20 protein-coding genes are annotated in these 22,614 nt (G+C 61.4%); 7 read left to right on the forward strand and 13 right to left on the reverse strand.

The features are described 5' to 3' along the window. Positions 1 to 12: 12 nt before the first annotated feature. Together FSO04_RS22905 and FSO04_RS22910 are read left to right on the forward strand one after the other, a co-directional pair. Positions 13 to 1,212, forward strand: a complete 1,200-nt coding sequence (locus FSO04_RS22905) for a CaiB/BaiF CoA transferase family protein (RefSeq protein WP_154562748.1) — start codon at positions 13 to 15, stop codon at positions 1,210 to 1,212. Positions 1,213 to 1,214: 2 nt separating this feature from the next. Further along, a complete protein-coding gene (locus FSO04_RS22910) occupies positions 1,215 to 2,039 on the forward strand; it encodes a citryl-CoA lyase (RefSeq protein ID WP_154562750.1) in 825 nt (274 codons plus the stop codon). On the opposite strand, the gene FSO04_RS22915 is transcribed toward FSO04_RS22910, so the two are convergent. After that, positions 2,027 to 2,791, reverse strand: a complete 765-nt coding sequence (locus FSO04_RS22915; protein ID WP_154562752.1) for an IclR family transcriptional regulator — start codon at positions 2,789 to 2,791, stop codon at positions 2,027 to 2,029. The two genes, FSO04_RS22910 and FSO04_RS22915, sit on opposite strands and share 13 nt — an antisense overlap. A gap of 303 nt (positions 2,792 to 3,094) precedes the next feature. On the opposite strand from FSO04_RS22915, the gene tehA reads away from it, so the two are divergent. Further along, on the forward strand, positions 3,095 to 4,102 hold the full coding sequence (gene tehA / locus FSO04_RS22920) for a dicarboxylate transporter/tellurite-resistance protein TehA (RefSeq protein WP_154562754.1): 1,008 nt from the start codon (positions 3,095 to 3,097) through the stop codon (positions 4,100 to 4,102). A 167-nt stretch (positions 4,103 to 4,269) separates the two neighbouring features. Here the strand turns inward: tehA and bla are convergent, their stop codons facing one another. After that, positions 4,270 to 5,205 (reverse strand): class A beta-lactamase, encoded by a 936-nt coding sequence (gene bla, locus FSO04_RS22925; protein ID WP_154562756.1) that lies wholly within the window; start codon positions 5,203 to 5,205, stop codon positions 4,270 to 4,272. A 99-nt stretch (positions 5,206 to 5,304) separates the two neighbouring features. On the opposite strand from bla, the gene FSO04_RS22930 reads away from it, so the two are divergent. Beyond that, positions 5,305 to 6,183: a LysR family transcriptional regulator gene (locus FSO04_RS22930; RefSeq protein WP_154562758.1), complete on the forward strand. Its 879-nt coding sequence runs from the start codon at positions 5,305 to 5,307 to the stop codon at positions 6,181 to 6,183. Here FSO04_RS22930 and FSO04_RS22935 read toward each other — a convergent pair. Both FSO04_RS22935 and FSO04_RS22940 read right to left on the reverse strand, forming a co-directional pair. Then, positions 6,180 to 6,434, reverse strand: a complete 255-nt coding sequence (locus tag FSO04_RS22935) for a hypothetical protein (RefSeq protein WP_154562760.1) — start codon at positions 6,432 to 6,434, stop codon at positions 6,180 to 6,182. The two genes, FSO04_RS22930 and FSO04_RS22935, sit on opposite strands and share 4 nt — an antisense overlap. 63 nt (positions 6,435 to 6,497) lie before the next feature. Further along, the gene (locus FSO04_RS22940; protein ID WP_154562762.1) at positions 6,498 to 7,001 is read right to left on the reverse strand and encodes a lecithin retinol acyltransferase family protein; all 504 of its coding nucleotides are present in this window, start codon (positions 6,999 to 7,001) and stop codon (positions 6,498 to 6,500) included. A 459-nt stretch (positions 7,002 to 7,460) separates the two neighbouring features. On the opposite strand from FSO04_RS22940, the gene FSO04_RS22945 reads away from it, so the two are divergent. The 3 genes from FSO04_RS22945 (at position 7,461) to FSO04_RS22955 (ending at position 9,579) form a co-directional block, all read left to right on the forward strand. After that, the gene (locus FSO04_RS22945) at positions 7,461 to 7,748 is read left to right on the forward strand and encodes a hypothetical protein (protein WP_154562764.1); all 288 of its coding nucleotides are present in this window, start codon (positions 7,461 to 7,463) and stop codon (positions 7,746 to 7,748) included. Between the two features lie 5 nt (positions 7,749 to 7,753). After that, a complete protein-coding gene (locus FSO04_RS22950; RefSeq protein ID WP_168435795.1) occupies positions 7,754 to 8,524 on the forward strand; it encodes a PP2C family protein-serine/threonine phosphatase in 771 nt (256 codons plus the stop codon). A 203-nt stretch (positions 8,525 to 8,727) separates the two neighbouring features. Then, on the forward strand, positions 8,728 to 9,579 hold the full coding sequence (locus FSO04_RS22955) for a hypothetical protein (RefSeq protein WP_154562766.1): 852 nt from the start codon (positions 8,728 to 8,730) through the stop codon (positions 9,577 to 9,579). A gap of 35 nt (positions 9,580 to 9,614) precedes the next feature. Here the strand turns inward: FSO04_RS22955 and FSO04_RS22960 are convergent, their stop codons facing one another. The 9 genes from FSO04_RS22960 to FSO04_RS23000 all read right to left on the reverse strand — a co-directional run bounded on the left by FSO04_RS22960 (position 9,615) and on the right by FSO04_RS23000 (position 22,299). After that, positions 9,615 to 10,973 (reverse strand): sigma-54 interaction domain-containing protein, encoded by a 1,359-nt coding sequence (locus FSO04_RS22960; protein WP_168435796.1) that lies wholly within the window; start codon positions 10,971 to 10,973, stop codon positions 9,615 to 9,617. Continuing rightward, positions 10,970 to 14,026: a peptidase domain-containing ABC transporter gene (locus FSO04_RS22965; protein ID WP_154562770.1), complete on the reverse strand. Its 3,057-nt coding sequence runs from the start codon at positions 14,024 to 14,026 to the stop codon at positions 10,970 to 10,972. Before FSO04_RS22965 ends, FSO04_RS22960 begins: the two co-directional genes overlap by 4 nt. A 22-nt stretch (positions 14,027 to 14,048) precedes the next feature. Beyond that, complete coding sequence (locus FSO04_RS22970) at positions 14,049 to 14,801, reverse strand: peptidylprolyl isomerase (protein WP_154562772.1); 753 nt, start codon at positions 14,799 to 14,801, stop codon at positions 14,049 to 14,051. Between the two features lie 37 nt (positions 14,802 to 14,838). Then, positions 14,839 to 16,212, reverse strand: a complete 1,374-nt coding sequence (locus FSO04_RS22975; RefSeq protein WP_168435797.1) for a beta-barrel domain-containing protein — start codon at positions 16,210 to 16,212, stop codon at positions 14,839 to 14,841. After that, positions 16,190 to 18,796 (reverse strand): FHA domain-containing protein, encoded by a 2,607-nt coding sequence (locus FSO04_RS22980; RefSeq protein ID WP_154562774.1) that lies wholly within the window; start codon positions 18,794 to 18,796, stop codon positions 16,190 to 16,192. The genes FSO04_RS22975 and FSO04_RS22980 overlap by 23 nt, the downstream gene beginning before the upstream one ends. Before the next feature lie 212 nt (positions 18,797 to 19,008). Continuing rightward, positions 19,009 to 20,421: an efflux transporter outer membrane subunit gene (locus tag FSO04_RS22985; protein WP_154562819.1), complete on the reverse strand. Its 1,413-nt coding sequence runs from the start codon at positions 20,419 to 20,421 to the stop codon at positions 19,009 to 19,011. Positions 20,422 to 20,750: 329 nt separating this feature from the next. Then, positions 20,751 to 21,035: a hypothetical protein gene (locus FSO04_RS22990; RefSeq protein WP_154562776.1), complete on the reverse strand. Its 285-nt coding sequence runs from the start codon at positions 21,033 to 21,035 to the stop codon at positions 20,751 to 20,753. Between the two features lie 269 nt (positions 21,036 to 21,304). After that, a complete protein-coding gene (locus FSO04_RS22995) occupies positions 21,305 to 21,748 on the reverse strand; it encodes a DUF4399 domain-containing protein (RefSeq protein ID WP_154562778.1) in 444 nt (147 codons plus the stop codon). Between the two features lie 47 nt (positions 21,749 to 21,795). Further along, a complete protein-coding gene (locus FSO04_RS23000) occupies positions 21,796 to 22,299 on the reverse strand; it encodes a DUF4399 domain-containing protein (RefSeq protein ID WP_233464951.1) in 504 nt (167 codons plus the stop codon). Positions 22,300 to 22,614: the final 315 nt, after the last annotated feature.

The following is a 22,614-nucleotide window of genomic DNA, read 5'->3' on the forward strand; positions in this document are numbered from 1 at the left end:
GAGGCTTCAAAGATGACGCTGCCGTTGGCTGGAGTGCGGGTACTGGATTTATCGAATGTGTTGGCGGGGCCGTTTTGCGCATATCAACTCGCGCTGCTCGGCGCGGAGGTGATCAAGGTCGAACACCCCGAAGGCGGCGATCTTGCGCGGCGTTTAGGCGCCGACAAGGAAGCGTCCATGCGCAACATGGGCGCCTCGTTCGTCGCGGTGAATGCGGGCAAGCAGTCCATCACGCTCAATCTGAAAGACCCGCGCGGCAAGGCCATTTTGCGCGAGCTCGTCAAAACCGCAGACGTACTGGTCGAAAACTTCCGACCGGGTGTGATGACGCGGCTCGGCCTCGATTTCGACGCCCTGCGTGAAGTGAATCCCAAGCTCGTGTATTGCGCGATCTCCGGCTTCGGCATGGACGGCGAGTTTTCGAAACGCCCCGCCTACGACCAGATCATTCAGGGCATCTCGGGTGTGATGAGCGTGACCGGCGATGCCGACAGCGCACCGTTGCGCGTCGGCTATCCGGTGTCGGATACCGTGGGCGGTCTCACGGCGGCATTCGGCATCTGCGCCGCGTTGGTCGATGCCCGCGCGAGCGGACACGGCCGCATGCTCGACGTCTCGATGCTGGAAGCCACGCTGGCGACGATGGGCTGGGTCGTGTCGAACTACCTGAACGCCGGTGTCACGCCCGCCCCGATGGGTAACGAGAATTTCACCGCGGCACCTTCGGGCACCTTCAAAACCGGCGACGGCCCCCTCAATATCGCCGCGAACGAGAACAAGCAGTTCGCGAGCCTCTGCCATCTGATCGGCCGCGCCGATCTGCTCGACGACGCGCGCTTTTCCGAGCGCAACGCACGCAAAGCGAATCGCGCGACATTGAAAGCCGAAATCGAAGCGGCGCTTGCAAGCGACAACGCCACAAACTGGGAAGCGAAATTCTTCGAAGCAGGCGTGCCGGCCGGACGCGTGATGTCGGTGCCGGAGATTCTCGCGCATCCGCATCTGGCATCGCGCGAGTTCATCCGCGAATTTGCCGGCGACGACACCACTGAGCGGCAACGCGTCACTCGTGCGGGTTTTAGGCTATCCGATGCCGACACGGCGCCGACCACGCCCGCACCGGTTCTATCCGCCCACACGCGTGAGCATCTCGCCTCGCTCGGTTACGACGACGCACAAATCGACCACCTACGCTCCGAAGGAGTCATCTGAACATGACGCAAGCATTCGACGCCGCCAAGCTCGCCGCCGAGTACTGGAGCACCTCGATCATCGATATCCATCCCGGCTCGATCAAGGTGCGCGGTTTCCCGATTCAGGAGTTGATCGGCAACGTCAGCTTTCCGCAGATGATCTGGCTGATGCTGCGCGGCGAATTGCCTGATGCCGCACAAGCGCGGTTGTTCGAAGCGGCGTTGGTGGCGTCGGTCGATCATGGTCCGCATGCACCGTCGATTGCAATCTCGCGGATGGCGACCAGTTGCGGTTTGCCGTTGAACGGCGCGATGGCCTCCGCGATCAATGCGCTGGATGATGTGCACGGCGGCGCCGGTCAACAGGCGGTCGAACTGTACGACTCGATTGCCGAACGCGTGCAAGCAGGTGCCACGTTGGAAGAAGCCGTCGAGCAAGGTGTCGATGCTTTTACCGTCGAACACGGCAAGTATTTGCCTGGCTTCGGGCACCGCTTTCATCCGGTCGATCCACGCGCAATCCGGCTTCTTTCGCTCGTGGACGACAGCGTCGAACAGCAAAGCATCAGCGGACGATACGCCGCTATCGCGCGCGGCATTGAAGCCTTGCTCAAGCAGCGCAAGAACAAACCCGTGCCGATGAATATCGACGGCGCAACGGCCGTGATCTACGCGGAACTCGGCTTTGCGCCGGAGCTGGCGCGCGGCGTGTTCTGTCTGTCACGCGCGGTCGGCATTCTGTCGCATGCCTGGGAGCAACGCGGACGCAACGAGCGCAACAAAGGCCCGATGCCGCGCCAGATGAGCTACACGTACACGGGCAAGCCCGAGCGTCACCTGTCCTGAACTTCGGCCGCGCGCCGCTGCGCGTTGCGCATTGCGCGCGAGTCGCCGCCTAATGCATCCGTTGCGCCTGCGGCGCAATCGAACAGCGCGCCGAGATTGCTCTCGAGGAACGCCTGATCGATGCGCGAACTCGGGCCTGCAAGCGTCAGCACGCCACGCAAACTCTGGCGCACACCGAATACCGGCATCGAAACCCCCGCCGTCTCCCGATCACGCTCGCCGATCGACACACAGTAGAAGTCCTCGCGAATTTTCTCGTACGGCTCGCCCGGCATGCCGCCGAACGCCAGCAATGCAAGACCGCCCGAGCCGCTTTCCAGCGGCAGCACGTCACCTTCGCGCACGTGAAATCGCACCGCATGCGTCGAATCCACACGATGCAAGCACACACGCACCGCCTCGTCGCGCACATAGAAGGAGACGCTTTCGCCGCTCGTTTCCGCAAGTTCGCGCATCAGCGGCACCAGAATGTCGCCGACGTTCAGGCTGCGCTGATACAGCGCGCCGAGCATGAAGGTCGCGGAGCCGAGTTGATAGCGGCCGTCATCCAGACGAAGCAGTAGGCGGTGCTGGATCAGCGAGCCCGCAAGCCGCAACAGCGTGCTCTTGTAGAGCCCCGTGCGCGCCGCGAGTTCGGCGAGCGTGAGCGCGACGTCGTCCGGCCTGAAGGCGAACAGAATCGCGCAAGCACGATCGATGACGGCAACGCCCTCGCTTTCCTTTGAGTTTGATTTGTCCGCAGGCGTTGGCATGAGTTAGCGTAAATGACGTTACATCATATCGAAGTGGAAATTTTACGCCATGACGCGGGGCTGTCATATCAGGCAGTGATTCTTCGGGGCCGAAACAGCCGGAAATCAGCGGCTGGACGGCGAAACCCGACGGAACGTGCCGCAACTGGGGCAAAGCACGCGCTGTGAATGCACGTTGAGACGATCGCGCCATTTGTTGAGCCGTCCCGGCATTCAGCGTTTTGCCACCGCCCTCTAGAGTACGTTATCGAACGCGCAACGCCGGAACATCGGAGCGCGTCGCAACGCTTCGGAGGATCAGAGATGAACAGCAATCGTGGCACGATTCCAGTTTCTTTCTTCGGCATCGCGGTGGGCGCGCTGGCGTTCGCCAACTTGTGGCGTGTGGCGATCAGGGTGTGGCATTTGCCCACAATCGCTGGAGACGTGTTCAGCGTCGCAGCGCTTGTGGTGTGGCTCGTCGTTCTGCTCGCATACGGGCATAAGTGGCTGACGCATGCAGCCGAGGCTCGCGCGGAAATGCAGCATCCGGTGCAATCGTCGTTTGCGGCGCTCGGGCCGGTTTCGAGTTTGCTGGCCGCGCAGCTCTTGCAGCCTTATGCGCATTCGGTTGCGCTTGCACTGTTCGGCGTGGCCGTGGTCGCCCAATTGGTGCTCGGCGTGTACCTGCATGGACGGCTCTGGCAGGGTGGGCGCAAGCCTGAACTGATCACGCCGGCCATTTATCTGCCGACCGTCGCGTCGAGTTTTGTCGCGGGCACGGCGGCGGCTGCCTTCGGTTTTCATCAGTTGGGCGGGCTGTTCTTCGGCGCCGGCGTGCTGTCCTGGCTCGCGATCGAATCGATGATTCTGCACCGCGCCGCCGTGCATGAAGCGCTGCCCGAAGCACTGCGTCCGATCCTCGGCATTCAGCTCGCGCCGCCGGTGGTGGGCGGTGTGACGTATCTGAGCTTAAGCAGTGGCACGCCTGATCTGGTCGCGCTGATGCTGCTCGGCTATGGGCTCTACCAGGCGTTGCTGCTGTTGCGTCTGCTGCCGTGGATTCGCCAGCAAGCATTCGTGCCGGGATACTGGGCGTTCAGCTTCGGTGTAGCCGCATTGCCGACGATGGCGATCCGCATGGTCGAACGAGGCGCAACGGGTCCGCTCGAATGGCTCGCGCCGGTTTTGTTCATCGCGGCGAACGTGGTGATTGGAATTTTCGTGGTGAAGACGCTTGGGTTGCTGGTGCAAGGGAAGTTGATTCCGGCTACGGTTGCTCCTCAGCCTATCGCTCGAATTCCGGCTGACTCGCGTATCGCACGCGCCTAGAAATGAAAACGCCCAAGTCCACGGATAGCCGACCGTCTGTTGCTAGTCAGGTATTTATCGTGGCCCTTGGGCGGAAAAAATTGTAAGCGAAAATCCGTCGCTTGCCAAATGCGCAGATCCTGTGCGGTTGGCCACGCGACGGCTTACCTGAACGAACGCTCACACCATCAAACCGACGCCGCGATCAACGCGCCGACGTCAGCAATCGCCGCATTGCAGCGCGCCGCATCTCCACTCGTTTCGGTCAGGTAAACGGTCACGAGAATCGGCCCGCGTCCCGGCGGCCACAGAATCGCGACGTCATTTGCCGTGCCGTGATCGCCCGTACCCGTTTTATCGCCGACGCCCCAATCCTTCGGCAGCTTCGCGCGAATCCGTTCGCCACCAGTCTGATTGGCGGCGAGCCAGGCCAGCAATTGCGCACGCGACGACGAAGACAAACGCTCGCCCAGCAGCAGCTCGCGCAGATTGCCGAGCATGGCATTGGGCGTGGTGGTGTCGCGTGGATCGCCGGGCGTCGCTTCGTTCAGCGTCGGCTCATTGCGGTCCAGGCGCGTGATGCCGTCGCCGATACTGCGCGCGAACGCGGTCAAAGCCGCGGGGCCGCCAAAGCTCGCCAGCAGCAGATTAGCCGCTGTGTTATCGCTGAGCGTAATGGCCGCCTTGCACAAGTCGGCGACGCTCATCCCCGCTTCGCTGGTGCGCTCACGGGTGTGCTGGCTGGTGGCGGGCGAGTACGGCACAAGATCGCTTTTGGAAAACACGATGCGCCGTTCCAGGTCTTCTTGTCCGTGATCCACGCGCGTCAGCACGAAACTCGCCGCGAGCAGTTTGAACGTGCTGCACATCGGAAACCGCTCGTCCGTCCGCAAACCGGCGTGCAATCCGGAGGTCGTGTCGACGATCGACACGCCGAGCCGGCCGCCGCTTTCCGCTTCGATCTGCGCGAGCCGTTGACGAATGGCGTCCGCCTTGGCCACGCTGCCGCCCTGCTTTGCCGTGCCCGCCTTCACCGCTTTCCCGAACGCGCCGCCGCTGCCAACCGCAACCCCAGCTATCGAAACACCGAGCATCGCGCCCGCGAATTTCCGTCTTGTGATCATCGCCGCTCCTTATGTGAAGCCGCAACTATCGGTTTTTCGGCACCCGCTGGCAAACGATGATAAGTTAGCCTAACCCCTAGAAAATCTTATGCCTCCGCCATGAGACCGTATCTCCCGTTGAATGCGCTGCGCGCCTTCGAATCGTCCGCGCGGCATCTGAGCTTCACGCGCGCCGCGCTCGAATTGAACGTCACCCAGGCGGCCGTGAGCCAGCAGGTCAGAACGCTGGAGGAGCGGCTTGGCACGGCGCTCTTCAAACGTCTGCCCCGCGGACTGGCCATGACCGACGAAGGCCTCGCGCTGCGCCCTGTCCTCACGGATGCGTTCGATCGCATCGAAGCCGTGCTCAAACAGTTCGACGGCGGCCACTTCCACGAGGTGTTGACGGTCGGCGTGGTGGGCACTTTCGCGGTGGGCTGGCTGATGTCGCGGCTCAAGTCGTTTCGCGACGCGCATCCGTTTGTCGAGCTGCGGCTGCTGACGAACAACAATCTGGTCGATCTCGCCACCGAAGGCCTCGACTTCGCGATCCGTTTCGGCGACGGCACCTGGCCAGGCTCGCTCGCCACCCGGCTGCTCGACGCACCGCTCGCGATTCTGTGTGCGCCCGAGATCGCCAGGCGTCTGTCCGTGCCAACGGATCTCGCCAATGAAACTTTGCTGCGCTCCTATCGCGTCGACGACTGGATGAGCTGGTTCACGGCCGCCGGCATCCCGCCGCGGCCGATTCGCGGCCCGGTGTTCGATTCATCGCGGCTCATGGTGGAAGCGGCGATGCAGGGTGCGGGTATCGCGCTGGCGCCGGCGCTGATGTTCGATCACGAGATCAACACGGGCCGGCTGGTGCGGCCTTTCGAGGTGGAAGTTCACGCCGGCAGCTATTGGCTGACGTGGTTGAAAGGCAAACCGATGACGTCGGCGATGCTGCTGTTCAGTCAGTGGATCGTCAAGGAAGCGGCCTCGCACACACAAAGCTAGCAAACTGCCGTGCGTCGATGGCCGTTCATGGCGGGCCGCTCGGCTTGCGGCGGGAACACGTTCCACGAGCCGTCGTCATGACGGAAGAAGAAGATCGACAACAAACCGCTCGGCCGCAGAGCTTCTACACAAACGTAACGCTGATGCTGCGACGCGCGGTGGCAAAACTGAACGACACGTGCGGGCATCGACGGGGTCGGCGCAAGCCATTTATCGACGGCCCAGTGCAAGGTCTTTTCTGCGGCAACCATGATGCTCTCCTCGATCCTTGAATCCCTGAATTGCTGAACTCGTTCCTGCTCGTTACCGCTCGCTCAGGCGAGTTGGGCGGCAACCTGACCATTCTTCGCGGTACGTTCGACAAACGCCTTCACCAGACACACCAGCGTGAGCACGCCGGCACGGGGATGCGTCAAGCAGCAATGCACCTGTTCGCTGCGGCTTTCGCCAAGCAGGCACCATGCGCAGAAGTGCTCGCAGTTATTCGTCAGCAGGCGGTAATGGTTTTCGCCGAGGCGGGAGCGCGCGCGGCGCACGGCTTCATCGCCGACGTAACGGGCGCTCGGGGTCGGGCGGATCGTCAACGGATGACCGGCGGCGAAGCTGGTCAATTCCACTTCTTCCACCGGACCGCGATGCGCCGAGCTCGCAAAACCCGCGTAATGAACCACGCGGCCATTGCCGACATAAATGCCGTGATGTTCGTAGCCGCGCCGTTGCGTCACGAGATGCGCGCCGATCGGCAGGTCGATGGTCGACGTTTCATTGCAGCGTTCGTCTTGGTCTTCGCTGCTCGTCGGGAGGTGGTTCGTGTTCATGGCTGGTCTCGCTTCAATATCCAACACTGTTGCGAGATCTTTTGCATCATCCGGGCCATGTCGGGAAAAGCCTTTATTTAAAGGGCTGACAGGAATTGGGAGGCATTCTGAGTGCGGCAGATGTCCGTTGAGATCCGACACAAATCAAGCCGATCTGTTGGCAGACGTCGATCATTTGGAGCGTAGGTTGAGCCACAGCGAGTCGGTTCGCCAGGGGCCGGGAGTCCGGCCAATGTGTTGGGTCCTGCACCGGTGTGAGTGCCCGGATGTTGGCTGCATCCCGACCTCTCCAGCTCTGCACGAACAGGCGCTGCCTGCCCACGTGCGCGGAATCGCCCACCAATCAATGCGTTACGAGAAAGCGCCCGCTCGAGCCGCAAACTGGCACAGCACTTGCACCATCACGTTCAATTCCTTTTCAACCGCGCGCCCGACGCACGCGGCCAACCGGAGAACGATATGGCTTCCATCACAGTAAACGACCTCTCGCTGAACCTCGCGCTCGACCGTAAAGCAATGACGGCGATCCGCGGCGGCGGCGGTGCGCCGTGGGTGTACGGCTGGATTCAGCCCTATGTGCGGGAAACGCCGAGCATCGGTCCCGTCGTGAACCTGTACGACATCTCGAACAACTTCTATGCTAACCAGATGATCAACACGTTCCAGTCGGTTGACGTACGCAACACCGGTGCGAACTCGAACATCAACGTCTCCCCGGACGCACGCAGCAGAAACGATACGGTGTAACCCTTGTGACCTGTCCGAGCCAATTTCGATGGACGTCGTCCGCGCGGTCCGACGCCGGACGCGTCCGTGAAATCAACGAAGATGCCTGCCTCGCCCAGCCCGAACCCGGACGCTGGGCCGTCGCCGATGGCATGGGCGGGCACGCGGTCGGCGATCTGGCGAGCCGCGTGGTGATCGATTCGCTGAGCCGGCTCGCGCCGCCGCTCGCGATGAAAACCTGCATCGCCGACGCGCGAGCACGGCTGCAAAAGGCCAACCGCCAACTGAGAGACGAAGCCGCGCGCCGCCAGGTGCAACGGATCGGCAGCACCGTCATCGTGCTGCTCGCGTGCGACCGCTTCTGCGGTTACCTATGGGCCGGCGACAGTCGTCTCTATCTGTATCGCGAAGGGCAATTGCGGCAACTCACGCGCGATCATAGTCAGGTGGAAGAACTCAAATCGCTCGGCGTGATTACCGACGAAGAAGCGCGCCATCACCCGGCGCAGCACATGATCACGCGCGCGGTGGGCGCCACGGACGTGCTCGAACTCGACGACGATGCAATCGAAGTCGCGGACGGCGACGTTTTCCTGCTTTGCAGCGATGGGCTCAGCAACGAAGTCAGCGATGCGGAAATACTGGCGGTGCTGACCTCGGTGGCATGCGAGCGCGCGTCCGATGAACTGGTCGAACTGGCCATTGCGCACGGTGGACGTGACAATGTCACCGCCGTGGTGGTGCAGGCTGAAGATCCGTATGCGTCAGACAAAACCCTGCTGAACCCCGCGCCTTGAACACACAGTTGGAAAGAAATTGCAATTTATGTGTGTTCTTCCTAATATCCACCCAACATTCGGATGGGTAGTATCCCTCCCGTGAGCGTACTGCATTGCAATACGCAACCGTCGGCGCCTTGTCCACGCGTTCAGGCGGACAACACCCACGCCCTTGGCCTTGATCGCTCAAGGGCTTGACGCAATCACGAGTGGGGCGCGCCATGGAGTTTTTGGAAAAAAACGTCGCGACGGAATTGATCGAGCGGAAGGATCACGCCCTCGAACATGTCGGGTTGGATGGCGAGAAGCGGACGTATTTCCCGGCCAGGTCAATGTGGTTGCGGTTGGAACAGCTCCATGTGGCGCAACAGCTCGCAGAGCCTCTGGACGCAGACAAACAGCCAACACTTTCCACGTCGCTGCACGGAGTGGCACATCTCGATGGCCAGGAGCTGTCGATCATCGGCGACGCTGAACACGCGATGCTCGCCGTTGAGGTGTCCTTCGAGGCCCGCGACGTCAGCAAGGCTGACCGCTTAGGTCTGCGCGAGTTGGAGGACGAACTCGGTACTTCGTTTGCCGACGTGCCGCTCGGTACTGCTCGTCTCGGTGTCAATCGGGCCGACGCAGAGACCGGCGAACCCGATCAGTGGTGGCTCGCCTGCCACATTCCCGAAGCCTGTATACATGCGCTTTCGAAGGCGACGTCTGACGGCCGGTTTGGCGCAGTCGAGTTGGGACTGGCGCTGCGACACCTCTACACGGCCGAAAGTGCTATGGCTAACCCTCGGCGCGAGCCGGACCTTTTTCTCAGGCCCAACAAAAGCGACGGCGCAATTGAATGTCCGGAAATCGCAGTTGGCTACGTCACCCACCTTCGTATCGACCTCGCAACTGCTCAATTGCGTAGCGCAACGACGAGCGGCGGCCGCGCTGATGACTTAATGGCGAATCCTGTCGCGGACGCCGTGAACTCACTGGCTGTCAGGCTCACCAGCCTCATGACCACGGTAAGATGGATTGGCTTCTTCATCGGCATATTGCTCTTTCTTGAAGTTCTCGAGAGGCTCTGATCAGGCACGCCCGAAAGCCGTCGAAGCATCCAGCCTCAACTATCGCTGTCTTCCTCATCGTGCTCGTCAGCGCCGTTTCTGTTCGTGGGCGGTGCATTGCGATTGCGAAAATCCTTCGAATGCAGGCCATGCTTCTTCAGAAGCATTTGCAGATGCGAGCGGTTCATATCGATGCGCCGCGCCAGCTCCGCAACGGTGCCGCTCACTTCGCGCAAGCCACGCTCCAGGAAGGCTTTTTCCGCGTCGTCGCTCGCGGCGCGCTTCGCGTCGCTCAGCGACATCAGATTCGCCACGCTGATCGGCTCCTGTCCCGTCGCAGTGACTACATTGGACACAGCCGCGGCTGACCCGGGCGCGGCCGGCCGCATGTCCACCGGCAGATGATCGACATCCGCCATGTCGCCGGCCAGACACGACACGCGATACATCACGTTGCGCAGCTCACGAATATTGCCCGGGTACGCATAGTTCAGCAGAAAGTCCCGAAGCCGCGGCGTCAATCTGACCGGCCTGCGTTTTAGCGTTCCGGCGGCTTCATCGCCGAACCAGGCAATCAGCAGCGGTATCTCATCGCGCCTCTCGCGCAGCGGCGGCAACGTGACATGAATTACGCTGAGACGGTAGAACAGGTCCTCGCGGAACTTGCCCTCTTCGCTGAGTTGCCGCAGATTGCGATTGGTCGCGGCGACGATGCGTGTATCGACAGCAATCGTTTCATCGGAGCCCACGCGCTGAATCTCGTGCGCTTCCAGTACGCGCAGCAGCTTCACCTGGCCGGCCAGCGGCAACTCGCCGATTTCGTCGAGAAAGATCGTGCCGGTATGCGCGCTTTCGAATTTGCCTTTGCGGTCGTTCGAGGCTCCCGTGAACGCGCCCTTGCGATGACCGAACAATTCCGACTCCAGCAGATTGTCCGGAATCGCACCGCAATTCACGGAGATAAAGGGCTTGTCCGAGCGCGAACCATTCGCGTGAATCACCTTCGCCATCAGCTCCTTACCGGTGCCGCTTTCGCCGTCGATCAACACCGGCAAATCGGTCGGCGCCGCCTTCTCGGCGATTTCGAGCGATTCAAGCAAACGCGGATTGTCACCGAACGTCCCTTCGAAAATGAAGCTGCGCTCGATCAATGCCTTTCTGCGCGCACCACGCGATTGATCCGCAGCCGCAGCGGGCTCAGCGGCCGTTGCGGCCTGTACGAAGCGCTCCTTGTGCGAAAGTTGCATGACTTCGTCGCGCAACGAGGTGGCTTGCCGGAGCAGCTTGTCGATGTCGGCGCGCTCGAGCCGGGATGACCAACGCAGCGTCGAGCGCAAAATCTCGATGCGTTCGATCAAACCCGCGTATGAAATCGCCGGGCTGAGCTCTTCTACCTGGTCGAGTATCTTCATCACGCACTCAACTGTTTCTGGACCAACTGGTAGTACATGCCGCCGCGCTGGATCAGTTCATCGTGACGGCCCTGTTCGACAATCGCCCCTTCATACAGCACCAGAATCTTGTCCGCACGCATGATGGTGCTGAGCCGATGCGCAATGATCACCGCCGTTCGGCCCTTCAGAATGTCATGCATATTGCCGAGGATATTGCTTTCCGATTGCGAGTCCAGCGCCGAGGTCGCCTCGTCGAAAACCAGCAGACGCGGATCGTGATACAGCGCCCGCGCGATGCACAGCCGCTGGATCTGCCCACCGGATAAGCCAATGCCGCGTTCGCCGACAATCTGCTCGTAGCCGAGCGGCATCTTGCTGATGAACGCGTGCGCGTCGGCCATTTTCGCGACCTCCTCGATGCGGCGCCGTTCGGGCGCGTCGTCACCGCTGGCAATGTTTTCGGCAATCGTGCCGGAAAACAGCAGATTGCTCTGCATCACATAGCCGATCTGCGCGCGGTAATAGGCTTTGTCGACCACGCCGAGGTCGTAGCCGTCGATGGTCATCTTGCCCTCGGTCGGCGCGTAAAAGCCGACCAGCAGCTTGGCGAGCGTCGTCTTGCCGGAACCGCTGCGACCCACAATCGCCACCAGTTCACCGGGCTTGATGTCGAAGCTGATATTTTCCAGTACGTACGCCGAGTCGTCCTCGCCGTAGCGGAAGTAGACGCCGCTAAAACTGATTTCGCCTTGCAGTTCCGGCAGCATCACGCGCGAAGGCAAATCCTGCGGCTTCTGCTCCGGCTCGATATCGAGCACATCGCCGAGGCGTTCCATCGCCACGCCAGCGTCGTTCAACATGCTCCATAAGCCGACCAGTCCCATCAGCGGACCCAGCACGCTGCCCATGAACGCATTGAACGCAATCAACTGACCAATGGTCATTTCGCGCGCCAGCACCAGATTTGCGCCGACCCAAAGGATGGCGATCGTCGTCGCCGCGTTCAGCAACTGGCTGCCGAGCCCAATGAGAATGTTGAAGGCGTGCGCCCGGTATTGCACTTCGAGCGCCTTCGCGTACTTCTTCTCCCAGCGCAAGCGCACCGGTCGTTCGATACCCATACCCTTGATAGTCTCGACACCGGCGAGCGCTTCCATCAGAAACGACTTCGACTCGGTCGAGGCCGTGAATACCTCACGCGCATAGTTCTTGATCTTCGGCGTGGCTAGCGCGGTCAACGCCATGATGGGTATCACGAACGCGATCAATACCAGCGTCATCTTCACGTTGTAGACGAACATGATCGTGAAGTAGATGAACACCATCAGCAGATTCAACGCGGTGGTCACCGTGGATTCGGTGAGGAAGGCGCGGATCGTCTGGTTCTCCTGAAAACGCGCGAAGATGTCGCCGGTCTTCCGCTTGGCGAAAAACGAGAACGGCAGCGACATGGTGTGCTTGAAGAACTGCGACATCATCGCGAAGTCCATGTTGCGCACCATGAAATTCGCCAGATACGCGCGAATCGTCGACATCAATTGCGAAAACACATTGGCGATAATCAGGCCGCCGATCAGCAGATGCAGCAGGCTGACGTTCTGATGCACGATCACGCCGTCGAGAATGTTCTGGATGATCAGCGGCGGAATCACGCCGAGTACCTGAATCACGAACGTGGCAAGGAACAGGTGACCGAGAATCTTCTTGTACGGCCTGAGGTAGCCGACAAAGCGTATCCACGGCGAACGCGCGGCGGACATCTGCATGAGATTCGGTCCGCCGGTAAAGAGCAGACACGTGCCGCTCCAGCCGCGTTCGAAATCCTCGACCGTCATTTTCCGGAAGCCGAGTGCCGGATCGGCGACCCACACGTAGTCCTTCGAGAGCCCGTACACCACTACATAGTGGTAGCCCTCCCAATGCACGATGAAGGGCAGATCGAAACCGCGCAATGAATCGAATGTGCATTGCACGCCGCGTGCGGTGAAGCCGAGCGATTCGCCCGCGCGCGCAAGACTGTCGAGCGTGGCGCCTTGTGTCGTGACGTTGGCGAGTTCACGCAGTTTGCCGAGCGTCATCGGAATGCTGTAGTGGCGGCAGACCATGGCGAGACACGCGGCGCCGCAATCCATTTCTTCGGCCTGTTCGACCAGCGCAAAGCGCTTGATGACCTTTTCGCCGAACTCGGGTTTGGTCTGCAGGTCGAGCATCAAAGGCAGTTTGCGCCGCTGCTCCAGGCGCTTTTGCCGCTGCAATTCGCGGTCGCCGTAACGAATCCGCTCATCCAGGACTTCGCGCAGCTTCGGATTGCGTTCCAGAATGAAATGGACGGTTCGCTCCGGGATCACCAGCAGCCGCGTGTCGGTCGTCGCCACCACCGACGCCATTTGCTCCTGCCGCATCAAACACGCTTTTTCGCCGAAGATTTCGCCTTCGCCTAAGGTCGCAAGCGTGTAGTCGTGGCCTTCCTCGTGACGGACAATGCGCACGCCGCCTTGCCGCACCACATAGAGCCGCCGATCGTCGCGCCCATCCTGCTTGAGAATTTCCTTGCCCTCGGCCACCCGCTTCACGCCGACGCTGCGCACATATTCTTCGAGTTCCGCCTTGTTGAGCTTGCCGCGCAGATCGAACAACTGAGCGACGAAACCGCCGGCCGAACTGATCGCTACATAGCTCGCGATAAACGCCAACGCGGCCTGATTGCCGGCGATCACCGGCTCGATCGCGGCACGAGGAATGAACAGCAGTTCGGTCTTCGCCGACGCCCGCACCGACGCCTCATGCACGTACGCGCGCAACATCGCAATGTCGGCGAAAATCTCGCCGGTTTTGCGCACGCCCATGCTGGTTTCCTTGCCATGCTCCTCGGTGAAGATACGTACCGAGCCTGAGCGAACCACGTAAAGACCGTCTGCCGTCTCACCCGCCGAGCACACCGTTTCGCCGAACGAATAGAAGCGTGCCTGCGCATATTCGGCAAGACGCTCGATCTCGTCGCGCGAAAACGGCGAGAGAATTTCCACCGAGGTGAGAAACTCGGCAGCGGAGGGCGCGGTCTGGGGTGCATCCATGGGCTTGCGGACCTCGGTTCGGCTAGCGTGCTTCGATCACATGTTCCTGCGAGCGCGCAATCAGCCAGCTCTCGCGCAGCAGACGTCTCACTTCAGAGGCGACATCCGCGTCGAGCATCGCCGGATATTTCGCCGTCACGGCAAAAATCTCGAAGCACGAGCGATCCGCCGACGGAAATGGCCCAAGCAAGTCGCCCACCGCCGCGTTGAAAATCTTCGCCTCGATGTCCGGCTTCAACGATCCGCGCAACACTTTGCCGATCACGCCGCCGGCTTCGCGCGTATCCGCAATCGAATGCTCGCGCGCCATGTCGGCGAAACTGTCGGGATCGTCGTGCAGGTACGAGATCATTTCCTTCGCCTTGCCTTCGCTGTCGAGCACGATATGGCTCACCTCGATCGCGTCGAACTTCGGCGAATTCAGCGCAAAGTAATCCTTGATCGCCGCCTCGTTGCCGACCACGTCGAGCATCTTCTCCTGATACAGCCCGTCCGTAATGAAGGCCTCGAACTCGTCGAGACTCACGCCGAGCGCATCGAGGTACTGATTCATATCCGTCGCGCGATGCAAGCCGCGCACGCGGCGGAACTGATCGGCGCGCTGCTGGATGTCGTCGGCAGTAACGGCAATGCCCTGCTTCTTGGCCGCATGCACCGTGAGCTTGTCGCGCACGATCTGCTCGATCAGGCTATCGAACTGGCCGGTCAGTTTCAGAAGACGAATGAACTCGGAAACGTCCACGACTTCGTCATCGATTCGCACTATCGCGGTCATGTCATCCGCTCCTTTAATTGACGTGTGATCGGCGCGCTCATCCCGCCACCTGTCTGAATGGATCGAGCCCCAGATCGATCAGGCGCCGTTCGCGCACCACGATCTCCGCGCTCGCCGTCATGCCATAGCGCAGCGGATAGCGGGTGTCGGCGATCTGGTAGTAGTTCTTGTCGAGCGTGACGCGGCCCTCGTACACCGGCTGCTTGTCCTGCAAGGACGGCTTGGTGGCCGGCGAAATATAGGCGAGCGTGCCGTTGATCAGCCCGTAGCGCTGATATGGGAACGCGTTGAATTTCAGCTTCACCGGCTGGCCCTCGTGCAGAAAAGCACGATCGTGTTCGGCGATTTCGATCTTCAGCACGGGCTTCGCATCTTTTGGCGCGATGCCGCCGAGCGGCGCGTTCGCCTGGATCTTGTCGCCTCGCTGCGTGGAGGTCACGTCGGTGATGACGCCGGAGACCGGCGCGAGGATCAGCAGGAAGTTGTCTTTGTCGATGTTCTCGAAACGGATCCGCGCGGCGGCTTCGGACACCAGGCGCGCGGTCTGAAGTTGCAGACGCAGTTTGTCTTCGGCGTCGGTGATGTCGCGGACTGCCGAGTCGTACTGGAGTTGCAGGTCGGTGGTCTGCTGCCCGCTGGTTTCGAGTTGCGCATTGGCCTGCGCGTATTCGTGGCTCAGGCGGAAATCCAGTTCCGCGAGTTTCGATTGCGCGACGCGGTAGGCGTTATCCGCTTCCATCGCGGCGGTTCGCTTCTGCTCCACCTGCAGCTCGGCGATGCCGCCGCCACCCGGCTGAGCGAACAGCCGCGAGTAACGATCCAGCTCCTGACGCGCCGCCTCACGCGTGCGGCGCGCGTTGTCGAGCACGCTGCGCGCTTCGTCGAGTTCGGCCTTCTGGCCTTCGGCGAGCTTGGTTGTGCCCTCGGAGACGCGATTTTCGTGCAGGCGGGCTTCTACTTCCATCTGCGCCTTCAGCGCGGCCGCCTTGCGTTCCATCAGCGCCTTCTTCTCGGGGAACTGCTTCCAGTCGCGCTCGGCGTCTTCGAGCTTGAGCTGCGCTTGCAGCGCGTTGCTCGCTGCTTCGATCGCGCCGCGCGCATTCAGCCGCGCCAGCACGTCGCCCTTCGACACCGGCTGCCCCTCGGCGATGTACAGATCGGCGAGCTCGCCGTCGATCGGCGCATAGATGCGACGCACCTCCGATTCCGGCGAGAGCGTGCCTTGCGCACTGACGATCACATCCGCGCGCCCCACGAACGACCACAGCAAGCCGGCCACCACCAGCGCGACCATCGCCCAGATCAGCGCGCGAGCGAGCCGCACCGGCTCGGCGGTCAGAATCGCGATGCCTTCGACGCTGTGATCCTCCAGCGCCTCCGACAACGGTCTAGGGTGATTGTCGCGCTTCACTCTGCTCGCCTCCGATCAACGCCAGCTTCGCCTTCAAGAGTCCGGGGTCCAGCACCATACGCAATTCGGTCAGCGAGCGGCGCTGCAAATCCGCTTCGGCCTGGATATCCGCGAGCAGGCGGTCGAAGTCCGCGGGATGATCCGCCTTCAGTTGCGTATAGATACGCATGCCTTGTTGCGCGGCGGACTGTGCATCGGAAAGCAGACGCGCCTCGCTGCGAAAGCCGGGCGAAATGCCCGCTTCCAGCCGCTGCGTGCCGCCGATCGGACCGCTCGCCCGATATTGTTTCCACAGGCTCTGCGCGCGCAGCATCAGGTCCTGAGCGCGCGCCAGCGCTTTGTCGTGCAGCGCGGCGACGTCTTTCTGGATCGATTGCACGAACCACATGTCCGCCACCGGATCGAGACTGGCGTAGAACGACAGCAGGCGCTCGTCATAGTCCTTGCCGCCGCGCGTCTTCTGCAAGTCGGCGAACTGGTCAAGCTGCGCTTTCTTGTGCGCCAGTTCCGCGGCGATCACGTCGGACCACGGCCCGGCAGGCATGGCCTGCAAATCCGCCAGCGCCTGTTGGGTGTCGCCGCGCTGCCAGGCAGCGGTCGCCGTGTCATGACGCTGGATGACGTCCGCGGACGGCAAACGGCTCGCGGACAGTTGCTGAAACTGCGCCTGAAACGGCGGGGTGTTGAAACGCACCGTCTTCAGCAAGGCAAGCAATGGCGTCAGTTGCCGGCTGAGCGCCGCGTTCAGCACATCGGTGTAGTGGCGCAAATCTTCCCGCACACGATCGAGGCCGGCGAGGCGCGGATAGCGCTGCGCGTAATCGTCGAGAACGGCAGGCAGCGCGTCGGGTTTGTCGCGCGCCAGTTCGGTGCGAATGGTGCCGTTCAGGCGGTCGATGGCGGCGAGATAGACCGAGTCGTCGCTTTCCAGTTTGCGCAGATGGCTCAACGCCTGCGCGTACGGCTCCGCAAAAATGGGCACATACGAGGCAATACGGTCGAGTGCGCGCTGATGGCCCCTGGCGTCGTCGTCCCAGCGTTGCAGCAGGCCGCTGATGGTCGCCTCGTCGGCGTACATGCGGATTGGTGCGTCCACCCCGCCGCGTCCCGCCACGAAACGCTCCAGGTCGCCCACCCACTGCAATTCGCCGACCAGAGAAGTGGCGTCCGCATTGTTCGCACTCAACGCTCTCATCTCCTTGAGCAGCGTGTCGGCCTGATCGAACTGCGCCTTTTGCAGCGTACCCAGCCAGCCGGGGAGTTTCGCCTTCAGTAGCGCTTCGCTCGCCAACGCACTGACTTTCGTGTCGGCGGGGTGCTGCGCCAGATAGCCGTTTGCCGCCGTCACCGCGCTGGTGTAATCGCCGCTCGCCAGCAGGTTTCTTAACTCGCGCTCTGACGAACCGCGCAAGTAGAGCGTCAGCGCAATGGCCACCAGAAGGGCGAAGGCCGCGCCACTCCACCATACGGCGCGACGCGACAGGGTGTGATCGCCACCCGCAAAGGCCTTGCTGAGTTCTCCCGCGAGCAGCCGCCAACGCTGCGGCCGGCTCTGTGCTGCGTTCGTGCCATGTGCGCCGTTTGCGCTTTGCTTGCCATGAGTGCCGTTTGCGCCATGCGTGCCGTTAGTTCCGTTCGTGGTATTCGCACCGCCTGTCGGCGTGTCGCGTTTCGCGTGCGCGGATGCGGCCTGCGCCGCTTCGTTGACTTCGTCTTCGCGTTGTAGCCCTGGGTCCACGCAAAAGATATCGAGGAACGAATGCGCGGCGCCAACGAACGTGGTCTTGTCCGTGTCGGCGGCCTCGTCAGTAGCGGGATTGAGGAATAGCTGGGTCACGGTCGGCTCGACTTCGGGGGGTTTCTGCAGCGTCACCCTGTAGACGAAGTGGTCGCCGCCAAATGCAAGGAGGTCCCCCTCCACAAGCGGCACCGCGGTTTCGTCGAGCCGCTTTCCGCCGACGAATGTGCCGTTGGTGCTGCCGAGATCTTCGAGGTAGAGCTCACCGCCCTTCAGAAAGATGTGGGCATGACGCCGCGAGATGTAGTTGACCTGATGTGGATAGCGATCCTTGTAGCGCGAGAAAACCTCGTCAGCCTTGCTGATGAGAAAGGGGAACGCCTGCACGTCGATCGGCTGAAGCTCGAGGTCGTCGCGCTGCGGCACCAGCAGCAGGCCGGGTGCGGGCGCCGCGCGCGCGACGACGATCCGCGTGCGCGGCTCGATACTCACGCGGTAGCAAAGCTCGCCGCCGAAACATAGTTCGTCGCCGGCACGCAGCCGCGCGGGGGCTTGCCGCACCGCGTTGCCGTTGAGCGTCGTGCCGTTCTTGCTGCCGAGATCGGCGACATAGACGGCGCCGTGCTCCGTAAAAACCCGCGCATGGCGGCGCGACAGGCGGGTAAGGCGTTCGGCGGGATAGTCGGTGAATGGCGCTTCGCTGCGGCCGATCGCGAACAGGCTGTCGACGATCCGGATCGCGTCGAGTGCGGGACGCTGCGCGGACGCAACCGGCGACAGCACCACGTCGAACGCGGAGTCCTGTGTTGCACGCATCTCAGCAATCTGGGCTTCGCCGGTAGTCATTTTATCTGGATCACTAATCGTTTACCCGCTGCGACGAGCGCGCAACGGGAACGGCAAGAAGAACTACGGCGAATTGCGGATATTTTAGCGAGCCCGGCAGAACCGGGCTCCTTACAAATTTTAAGTCACGCATGGCAAGTGTCAATTTTCTGATCGTCGGTTGAAAGGGCCATTCATGCGTCATATGCAGCCGAATCGTGCCTCGGATTAGCTCAGTGTTCCTTTACTTCCGCCTGCACATCCACGCTCGGCCAACCGCCGCCCAGCGCCTTATAAAGCAACACCGTGTCGGACAGAATCAACTGATGGTTAGAAAGCAGTTCCTGCTGCGCTTCCAGCAAGGTCCGCTCGGTTTCGAAAACTTCCAGTTGCGACACCACGCCGAGACGCAATTGCGACTGGATCTGCTCGGCGACGATTTGTAAACGCGACACCTCCTGCTGCAATTCCACCCGCTGCGCCTTGTGCGAATTCAGATTGACCAGCGCATTCTCCACTTCCTCGAACGCACCCATGACGGCCACGCGGTACTGTTGTTCCGCGACCGTCGATTGCGCTTGCGTGACCTTCACATGAGCCCGCACGCCGGGATCGAGCAGGGGGATGTTGATGCTGGGCATGAATCCGTAGGTGAACGACTTCAGCAAATCGGTCAACGCGAAACTCGCGGTGCCACCGTGGCCGGTGAGGTTGATGGTGGGCAATTGCGCGAGCTTGGCCTGGCCGACCAGGTCGTAAGCTTCCAGCACTCTGAACTCGGCGGCCACCACGTCAGGCCGGCGCGCAAGCAGTTGCGCGGGCAGGCCGTCCGGCACCACGGGCAGTTGCACGCGTTGCTGCAAATGTCCCTTGGGCAACTGGAACTCACCCGCCGGCACACCAAGCAGCGTGCACAACGCGTTGTTCGCGACATCGCGCGAGCGGCGCAGTTCGAGCAACTGATTCGTTAGACGGTTGATCTCGGCTTGCTGGCGCAATACCTGGGTTTGCGGCACGAGGCCGTTGCGGCGTTGGCCGTCGTAGATGGTGAGAATTTGCCGGTTCGTGACCAGCGTTTGTTGCTGCTGCTCGATCTGGTCGTCGAATTGCAGAATCTGGAAGTAGGTACTCGAGACGTTCGCCACCAGTTCCAGATAGCCGGCGCGCCAATCCGCTTCGCTGGCGTGGAACTCGGCCTTTTGCGCCTGCACGCCCTTCTCCACTTTTCCCCAGATATCGATGTCCCAGCTCACCTGCGTCGCGACGTTGTACTGTTTGGAAAACGTCTGACGCGTAGTCTTTTCGAAATCGGCGCCGCCGCCGAGATCCATGGTCGGCAACGCGCCTGCCTTGGCCTCGCCGATCTGCGTGCCGGCCACGTCAATACGTGCGGCCAGCACCTTGATATCGAAGTTGCTCGCGATCGCTTTCGCGATCAGCGTGTCCAGATACGGATCGTGGAAGCCTTTCCACCAGTCCGGCTCGATGGTCGCGGCCGCCGATACCGGCGAGCCTTTCTGATCCGACCAGGACGCCTTGGCAGGCGTATCCGGCCGCTTGTAGTCGGGCATGCCGACATCGATACACGCACTCAGCGACAGTGCGCAAACCGTTGCAGCGCAGAGTCCGCGCAGCGCCGCTGCCATGCGGCTCGCACTCGCCGGCCGGCGGCCAGGACAGCACCGCGCTGTGGCGTTGAAAAAGCGCTGACGAACCATTGAATCAAGCAACGCTGACACGATTTTCTCCGATGACACCGGCTACGTTGCACGAGGAGAACGCGCTATTTAAGTAAAGCATGTCCTGCCCGGCTTCACCATCGAAGCGGTGCAGGAAGGTCGGCGCGGGGATCGGGCGGTGACGCTGGGGTCGTGTGGAAAGAACGATTGGATGCGAAATCTTTTTGACGCGCGGGGGTTGCCTGAGCTTGCGCGTCCCGCGGAGGCCTGAGAGCCTCCGCGGCGGCTTACGCCGTTCAATACACGTTGATGTTGTTGCTCGAGGTCACATGCGGGTCGATCGTGGTGGTGACGCCGGCGACGAACGCTGCGTTGTTGCCGTTGGCGCTCTGAATGTTCATTTCGTTGCTGATCAACTGCGTGGCGCTGACATTCTTGCTGTTGTTCGGCGTATAAACGGGCGAGTAGTTGAAGAACGAAGACGACGGATAGCCGTAGCCGAAGCCGCCACGCACGGCGCTCATGGCCTTGCTGTCGAGTTGAGCGGTGATGGACAGGTCTTTGATCATCAGCGTGTTCATGGTAAATCTCCTGGAAGGGAAACAGCACAGTCTTGCGGTTGGGTTCGAGCATCTTGTCTGCTCGAGTGTCACTAATGCATGGGCTGTGCCAGCTTTGCTTTCCGATCCTAAGAAATCATGCGAACGGCCGTAGATAAAGGGTTTCGGGGATGGTATGCCGCTAGTGGCAGTGCGACCGCGACGATGTGGCCGGTTGGAGCTGGTGGATCACAACCAACAACGCCTGCAACTGTGTTGGCTGTGACGTAACACCGAAGTGGAGCGCCGCCTCAGCGTGCAATCACGGTGATCTTCTTCGAATACACCGGCGGGTTGTGCGGTATATGCATGTCGTCGCCCATCAGCAGTTGCAACGTGTGCTTGCCGGGCGGCAGTTGAATCATCGTTTCCGTCTCACCCGCGCCGAAATGCAGATGATTGCGGTCTGACGGAATTTCCTGGTCCATCGGCGGCAGGTCGGTGTCGATCAGCAGATGATGGTGCCCGGTGTTCGGATACTTGACGCCTTTCGGCGCCACGCCCATATAGCGCAGGCCGAACCACACCCGAATCGGTTTGTTGGCCTGCACCACCTGGCCATCGTTCGGATAGCCGATATAGGCGTGCGCGCCGGCCGGCGACGGCGTCGTACCGGCCGTGGCGAGATTCGGCGAGGCCAGTGACGCCAATGTCGCAAGTGCCACGAGCGCCGCGAGCGCGATGATCTTGTACATGTTGGTCTCTCCGTCCTGACGGACCCGCTCTGAATGAACGGGACGCGCTAGTCTTTTAGCACGGTGATGGTGATCTTCTTCGAATACACGGGCGGTACGTGCGGCACGTGGTTCTGGTCGCCGAGAATGAGTTGCAGGGTGTGCTTGCCCGGCGGCAACTCAACACGCGCGTCGGTCTCACCCGCACCGAAATGCAGATGATTGCGGTCCGACGGAATTTCCTGGTCGAGCGCAGGCAGGTCGGTGTCGATCAGCAGATGGTGATGCCCGGTGTTCGGAACCGCCACACCCTTCGGGCACACGCCCATATTGCGCAGCCCCATGCGCACCCACAGCTTGCCACCGTGAATCACCGTGCCATCCGACGGCCAGATGATGTATTCCTCGGCGCCCGGTGGCGAAGGCGTTTGTTCGGCGCGCGCGGACTCAGACGTGAGCGCGATACCGAGCAGGAGTGAACAGGCGGCGCACAAAGCCGTGCCGAGCGTGACAAGGCTCGCCTTCGTTCCACGACGTTTGTCGAGCACGCCAAGTGTGAGGGTTCTTCGCATTGCGCACTCTCCCGAAGAATAGTCGTCTCCGCCCCGGCTGCGCGAAGCGCAGGCTGGAGGCTCCGACTGGATGTCGCGGGCGCTCGCGTAGTTGCACGTGGATTCACGTGACGGGCCGACGTCGATGAGCTGCCGCTTTATTAAAACGGCCGTACAGCGCTACTTTGTGAATTAGCTTAGGACGTAACTTGCCAAAAAGATACGCCACACTCGTTAACCGTATAACGCATTAACGATGCGCGGACCATTGTCACGCGCAAACCGCGTGCTATCGTTGTTCATAGGTTGTCGATGGAGAGTCGATCACGGCATCGA

The sequence above is a fragment of the Paraburkholderia madseniana genome, assembly GCF_009690905.1.
Taxonomy (GTDB): Bacteria; Pseudomonadota; Gammaproteobacteria; order Burkholderiales; family Burkholderiaceae; genus Paraburkholderia; species Paraburkholderia madseniana.

Excerpts from the sequence above, each read along its gene's own strand:
- FSO04_RS22970 (WP_154562772.1), bottom strand. The coding sequence starts at position 14,801 with ATGACCGCGATAGTGCGAATCGATGACGAAGTCGTGGACGTTTCCGAG.
- FSO04_RS23000 (WP_233464951.1), bottom strand. The coding sequence starts at position 22,299 with ATGCGAAGAACCCTCACACTTGGCGTGCTCGACAAACGTCGTGGAACG.
- FSO04_RS22945 (WP_154562764.1), top strand. The coding sequence starts at position 7,461 with ATGGCTTCCATCACAGTAAACGACCTCTCGCTGAACCTCGCGCTCGAC.
- FSO04_RS22985 (WP_154562819.1), bottom strand. The coding sequence starts at position 20,421 with ATGGCAGCGGCGCTGCGCGGACTCTGCGCTGCAACGGTTTGCGCACTG.
- FSO04_RS22995 (WP_154562778.1), bottom strand. The coding sequence starts at position 21,748 with ATGTACAAGATCATCGCGCTCGCGGCGCTCGTGGCACTTGCGACATTG.
- tehA (WP_154562754.1), top strand. The coding sequence starts at position 3,095 with ATGAACAGCAATCGTGGCACGATTCCAGTTTCTTTCTTCGGCATCGCG.
- FSO04_RS22955 (WP_154562766.1), top strand. The coding sequence starts at position 8,728 with ATGGAGTTTTTGGAAAAAAACGTCGCGACGGAATTGATCGAGCGGAAG.
- FSO04_RS22905 (WP_154562748.1), top strand. The coding sequence starts at position 13 with ATGACGCTGCCGTTGGCTGGAGTGCGGGTACTGGATTTATCGAATGTG.
- FSO04_RS22965 (WP_154562770.1), bottom strand. The coding sequence starts at position 14,026 with ATGGATGCACCCCAGACCGCGCCCTCCGCTGCCGAGTTTCTCACCTCG.
- FSO04_RS22980 (WP_154562774.1), bottom strand. The coding sequence starts at position 18,796 with ATGACTACCGGCGAAGCCCAGATTGCTGAGATGCGTGCAACACAGGAC.
- bla (WP_154562756.1), bottom strand. The coding sequence starts at position 5,205 with ATGATCACAAGACGGAAATTCGCGGGCGCGATGCTCGGTGTTTCGATA.
- FSO04_RS22940 (WP_154562762.1), bottom strand. The coding sequence starts at position 7,001 with ATGAACACGAACCACCTCCCGACGAGCAGCGAAGACCAAGACGAACGC.
- FSO04_RS22935 (WP_154562760.1), bottom strand. The coding sequence starts at position 6,434 with ATGGTTGCCGCAGAAAAGACCTTGCACTGGGCCGTCGATAAATGGCTT.
- FSO04_RS22915 (WP_154562752.1), bottom strand. The coding sequence starts at position 2,791 with ATGCCAACGCCTGCGGACAAATCAAACTCAAAGGAAAGCGAGGGCGTT.
- FSO04_RS22930 (WP_154562758.1), top strand. The coding sequence starts at position 5,305 with ATGAGACCGTATCTCCCGTTGAATGCGCTGCGCGCCTTCGAATCGTCC.
- FSO04_RS22910 (WP_154562750.1), top strand. The coding sequence starts at position 1,215 with ATGACGCAAGCATTCGACGCCGCCAAGCTCGCCGCCGAGTACTGGAGC.
- FSO04_RS22990 (WP_154562776.1), bottom strand. The coding sequence starts at position 21,035 with ATGAACACGCTGATGATCAAAGACCTGTCCATCACCGCTCAACTCGAC.